The organism is Streptomyces ipomoeae 91-03 (assembly GCF_000317595.1).
Lineage (GTDB): Bacteria > Actinomycetota > Actinomycetes > Streptomycetales > Streptomycetaceae > Streptomyces > Streptomyces ipomoeae.
Window position 1 is genome coordinate 1 of the sequence record NZ_AEJC01000139.1, and the last position, 4037, is coordinate 4037.

5 protein-coding genes and 2 pseudogenes are annotated in these 4037 nt (G+C 68.2%); 3 read left to right on the forward strand and 4 right to left on the reverse strand.

Annotation, left to right across the window (positions count from 1 at the left end; genetic code table 11):
* A pseudogene (locus STRIP9103_RS08980) lies at positions 1–390 on the forward strand (SAM-dependent DNA methyltransferase); the annotation flags it as partial.
* A 117-nt stretch (positions 391–507) separates the two neighbouring features.
* On the opposite strand, the gene STRIP9103_RS51355 reads toward STRIP9103_RS08980, so the two are convergent.
* The 4 genes from STRIP9103_RS51355 to STRIP9103_RS08995 form a co-directional block, all read right to left on the reverse strand.
* Positions 508–636 carry a DUF397 domain-containing protein gene (locus STRIP9103_RS51355; RefSeq protein WP_234022158.1) on the reverse strand — a complete coding sequence of 43 codons (129 nt, stop codon included), beginning with the start codon at positions 634–636 and terminating at the stop codon, positions 508–510.
* Positions 578–1540 (reverse strand): helix-turn-helix domain-containing protein, encoded by a 963-nt coding sequence (locus STRIP9103_RS08985; RefSeq protein ID WP_048819956.1) that lies wholly within the window; start codon positions 1538–1540, stop codon positions 578–580. Before STRIP9103_RS08985 ends, STRIP9103_RS51355 begins: the two co-directional genes overlap by 59 nt.
* Before the next feature lie 201 nt (positions 1541–1741).
* Positions 1742–2014, reverse strand: a complete 273-nt coding sequence (locus STRIP9103_RS08990) for a DUF6087 family protein (RefSeq protein WP_009305178.1) — start codon at positions 2012–2014, stop codon at positions 1742–1744.
* A gap of 13 nt (positions 2015–2027) precedes the next feature.
* Positions 2028–3398 carry a hypothetical protein gene (locus STRIP9103_RS08995; RefSeq protein ID WP_009305180.1) on the reverse strand — a complete coding sequence of 457 codons (1371 nt, stop codon included), beginning with the start codon at positions 3396–3398 and terminating at the stop codon, positions 2028–2030.
* Between the two features lie 156 nt (positions 3399–3554).
* On the opposite strand from STRIP9103_RS08995, the gene STRIP9103_RS09000 reads away from it, so the two are divergent.
* A complete protein-coding gene (locus STRIP9103_RS09000; protein WP_009305179.1) occupies positions 3555–3821 on the forward strand; it encodes a putative ATP-grasp-modified RiPP in 267 nt (88 codons plus the stop codon).
* A 3-nt stretch (positions 3822–3824) separates the two neighbouring features.
* A pseudogene (locus STRIP9103_RS09005) lies at positions 3825–4037 on the forward strand (ATP-grasp ribosomal peptide maturase); the annotation flags it as partial.

Here is a 4037-nt window from a genome sequence, read left to right on the forward strand (position 1 = left end):
CACCCTCGGTCTTCTTGGGTCTACGACTTCCGTACTGCCCAGCACTTCACCCTCAAGCAGAACCCCCTCACCCGGGCACACCTTGAGGACTTCGTTCAGTGCTACCGCCCTGACGAGGACCGCTCCAAGCGAGTGGAGACGGAACGCTTCAAGGCGTACACGTACGAGGAACTGATCGCCCGCGACAAGGCGAACCTCGACATCACCTGGCTCCGCGACCCCAGCCTCGACGACGCTGACAACCTGCCCGCGCCCGAGGTCCTGGCCGCCGAGATCGTCGAGGACCTCCAGGCCGCGCTGGAGGAGTTCGCGGCGATCGCAGAGACGCTGCAGCAGGCGCGGGGTGGGGGGCAAGGAGAGGCCGAGGAGGAAGTTCGGGTCGCTGACTGATGGCACGTACGCGGCCCGTGTCCGTGAACTCGGATGCGGGCCACGTGTGTTAGCTCTGCCAGGCTCTTCTGCGTTGTCACCGTTGCTATGCCTGTTGTGGTTTCAACAGCCTTTTACTCACATAAGTGTCGGCACGGCGGCGATGAAACTCCGCCAGGCGGAGCGGTTGATGACCAGTACCGGTCCGTCAGGGTTTTTGCTGTCGCGGACCGGGACGATGTCGCGGATACCGGGGGCGATTTCGATGCAGTTGCCGCCGTCGTTGCCGCTGTAGCTGCTCTTGATCCAGGTCACGGTGCTCAGCTCGTACCTGTTCATCGTCGTGCCCGTACCCTTCCATCGTTTCGCCGATCCAGGCGGCAGATTTCGGAGCAGACAGCGCGTCGGCCCTGAGCACATCATAAGTTCGACTGTGGCGTTCGAAGACGGCCGGTTCGCTGTCGAAGTGACCACGGCCCAGCGATTCCGAGTAGACCCAGCGCTCGCCATCGGGCAGCGTGATCAGCGACATTGACGTCGTCGGGCGAACGATCCCCAAGTCGGAGGCAGGAGCGACCTGGACGCGGATGTTGTCGCGTCGCCCGACTGCCAGCAAGTGCGCGCACTGGTCGCGCATCACGGCGGGGCCTCCCACCACGTGGCTCAGGCAGCTCTCGTCCAGTACGGCCACGTACAACGGTCCGCCCTCAGAGAGGAAGCGTTGCTGTCGGCTAAGTCGGGCCCGCACGCGTTCCTCGACCGTGTCGCCGCTGGCCGTCTGGGAAAACAGCGCTCGGGCGTAGTCCTCGGTCTGCAGAAGGCCAGGGATCACTTGCACTTGGTACTCGTGCAGTTGGACGGCCGTCTCGTCCATCTCGGCTCGCCGCCTGAACCAATCCGGATGCGCCACCTGCGGGTACCAGTCCACCTTGGCCCACAACTTGGCCAAGACCCCACCAGTCCCCAACACCTCATCGCACTTCTTTGCGAAGCTCTCGTGCGGAACCCTCGTCCCCGCCTCCACCTTCGCTACACGCGACCGGTCGCAGGGGATCTCCCTCGCCAGTGCCTCCTGCGTCATCAGCGCGGCCTCCCTGAAGTGCCGCAGCACCTCGCCGAACAGGACCGCCGTACTCGCCCCGCTGCCCTCCTCCGCATTCCGCCTCGTCACCACATCCCCCTCTGAATCCCCTGTGCCGAGAGTCAGTTGCACACGTATCGCATCTGACAGCGACCGTTCCCGTCTGTGATGCTTGATACACGTTGGGTGAGGAAGTGCAGTGGCGAGGGGAGGGTGTGAGGCAAGGGCCCTGGCAGTTCGCTGGGGTGGACAGACCGGTGTCGTCCAAGACCGCTTGGGCGGCACAGGACCTCATCTCCTGAAGTCGTTCACCCACCGCTGGGCCGCCGCCAGGTTGGGCGCGGTCCCGGCGGGGACGAAGGTGAAACCGTCCCACTCCTCCAGCGCGCGCGGCTCCTCGGGACGGAGGTGCCCGCCGCCGCCGTGCAGCGGCCTGTGCCGACGGTACTGATCGAGGGGCGGGCGGCGCCGCCTGTCGTACGCGGCGAGCGGTTCGGTGGCGTCGATGTGCGGGACGGCGCGCGGGGGCTGGTTCGGTGGGCCGGGTCGGCGGTGTTTGCCCATGCGCTCGATGGTCTCAGGCCGCGATCGTGGTCGGCCGGGTGGTGGCGAGCTCCCGCGCTCTGCTGCGTACGTCCTCCACAGCAGTGCTCTCGTACGGACGGGCCGCGTTCAGCAGCGTGTTGAGGCGGGATGTCACGAGCGTGGAGTCGACCCGGGCCGCATCATCAAGCGCCTGATGGGCCGCTGCGGCGCCCCGCTCCGGATCTCCCTCGTCGAACAGAGCGGCGGCGAGCCCGACACGGTCCATGACCTTCACCCGATCGAACCCAGGCTTGCGCAGCTTCAGGGCGTCTTCGAAGTGGACGCTCGCTGTCCGGCTGCCATGGCGGAGTCCGGCGAGATCGCGAGCGGAGACCGCGCGGGCGCCGGCATGCTCGGCGGCGTCGAAGTACGCCACCCACTCGGGGACGTCGTCGCCGAGGCCATTTATCAGGAGGTCGTCGGCGGCGCCGAGGTGCTGCTCGGCCTGGTGCGCGTTGCCGAGGGCCGCGTGCACTCGGCCGGTCTGCGAGGCGACCAGTGCCCGGGTCGCGGGCATCGTGGCCTTCTTCGCGGCGAGGTCCAGGAGACCGAGGGCGTCGGTGGGGTGCCCTAGGTAGATCATCTGGTGTGCCATGCGCGTGACGACCTCGACCCCGCGGTCCGGCTGCCCGGCTTCGGCTGCGGCGTATACGCCGTAGCTCCAATACCGCTGTGCTGTCGGATACCGGCCCGAGTCATGGCTGACCCACCCGGCGAGGGCCGCCAGGTCGGCGGTCGCCGCGAACACGCGGCTGCGCAGGCTCGACGGGACGCCGTCCTGGATGCGACGGGCGACCTCGGCGAGCTGGGCGACGATCGCCGAGCGGTACAGGCCGCCGCCCTTGGCGGCGTCCGCCGTGGTGAAGAAGGCGGTGACCGCCTCCAGCGCGGTGACGGTGTCCGCGTCGAAACCCTTCGTGCTGGTGCTGAGCGCCCGGGAACCGCCCCCGAGCATCCGCTCGGCAGCAAGAAGCAGGGGAGCGCCGAGCGCGAGCTTGAGGGTGTCGCGGCGGTTCATGAACAGGTCCATCTGCGTCCATCCGGCCAGGGCTTGGGCGGCTGCCTCGGTCAGCAGCGGGAGCTGGATGCCGTCCAACTCCGGGCCTGTGCCCGTCAGACCGAGGTCACCGGGCGTGAGTGGCTGCCCGGCCGCGTCGGAGAGGACTTCGGTGAGGAGGGAGGGCACCGGAGGGCGGGGCTTCTCGCCGTCGATCCAGCGTCGCACACGGGTCGCGTCGGGTGCGACCTGCCGGTGACCTCGCGCTTTGCCCGCTGCGGTGATACGCCGGGCGATCTCCCTATGGGACAGGCCCGTCGCCGCGATCCACAGTGCCAGGTGCGGGTTGCCGGATCTGCTGGCCATCGCTGCCTCACCTTCCCTACCCGTATATGACGGAGCGTGTCATTTTCGCCACGGTTCGCGACTCTTACGGTATTGGTCAGGGCGGGTGCCGAGCACCGATTCTGCTTAGGCGGCAGCCGCCCGGCTGACGCTTTCCGTACAGGGAAGGGACTACGTATGACGACGCTTGCGCCCCAGGCTCCGTGGGCGATGCGGCTGGTCACCGACCGGCTGCCGGTCGGTCCGCCGTCCTACCGGGCGGTCACGCTGGACGCGTCCACGCAGACGGCCCGCTACACCGGCGCCGCCGGTCAGGTCATGGAGATGGGCAAGCACGGCACGTCGAAGACGACCGGCACCGCGTCGGTGTCCGGGGGCGGCGACGTGCAGAACCCGCAGCCACAGACCCAGGACGACAACACCACCGACTACGAGTCGGACTGACCGATGGCCTCCACCGTCCTGGTCGTCACCGCGCTGGAGGACTTCACCGCGGACAAGGTCATCGCCGCGCTGAACGAGCGTGAGGTGCCCGTGGTGCGCGTCGACCCCGCCGATATCGGGCCCGGCCTCTCCTTCGGGTTCCGCATCGGAGAGGACGGCCCGGCGTGGGGCGGGCGGTTATGTACTGCGAGCCGGACGGTGGAGCTGGGGGAGGTG

Bases quoted from the DNA above. Each gene is read 5' to 3' on its own strand.
- STRIP9103_RS08990 (WP_009305178.1), bottom strand. From the start codon at position 2,014: ATGGGCAAACACCGCCGACCCGGCCCACCGAACCAGCCCCCGCGCGCC.
- STRIP9103_RS08995 (WP_009305180.1), bottom strand. From the start codon at position 3,398: ATGGCCAGCAGATCCGGCAACCCGCACCTGGCACTGTGGATCGCGGCG.
- STRIP9103_RS09000 (WP_009305179.1), top strand. From the start codon at position 3,555: ATGACGACGCTTGCGCCCCAGGCTCCGTGGGCGATGCGGCTGGTCACC.